Source organism: Silvania confinis, from assembly GCF_025564085.1.
GTDB classification, from domain to species: domain Bacteria; phylum Pseudomonadota; class Gammaproteobacteria; order Enterobacterales; family Enterobacteriaceae; genus Enterobacter; species Enterobacter confinis.
The window spans coordinates 1-470 of record NZ_JAMGZJ010000045.1; the positions used below are offsets into that span (position 1 = coordinate 1).

The following is a 470-nucleotide window of genomic DNA, read 5'->3' on the forward strand; positions in this document are numbered from 1 at the left end:
ATTTAAAGCACAAACAGCTACAAGATGCAAACATGGTCAATCTAGACCAAGGACAACCGTTTGTTGATGAAATCATTGATTTAGAGGAGTTTGCTAAAGCGGGGAAAGTACCCCCAGTGCGCTGTCGCGGATATAGAATTCGTATTGGGAAGCAAACATACACTGTGACCCGTTCAATCATGACAGGACGCGAGCTACTCAAGCTAGCCGACAAAACCCCACCAGAGCGATTCAGAATCGATCAAAAGTTCCGAGGCGGGAAAACTAAACATATTGAACTCGATGAAGAAGTTAACCTAGCACTGCCAGGAGTTGAGTGTTTCTTGACTCTGCCACTCGACCAAACAGAGGGCTATTCCTCACGGCAGCAATTTCGCTTGCCTGAAGCAGATGAAGAATACTTGAATGTTCGTGGTTTACCTTGGGAAACCGTTGCCGAGGGTGGTTGTCAACGAGTAATTCTCTACAGT

The 470-nt window shown here is 46.0% G+C and carries 1 protein-coding gene; it reads left to right on the forward strand.

Going from position 1 to position 470, the window contains the following annotated elements:
- Window positions 1–32: 32 nt before the first annotated feature.
- A partial coding sequence (locus tag M8013_RS00205) for a multiubiquitin domain-containing protein (protein ID WP_271265833.1) occupies window positions 33–470 on the forward strand: 438 nt, incomplete at its 3' end.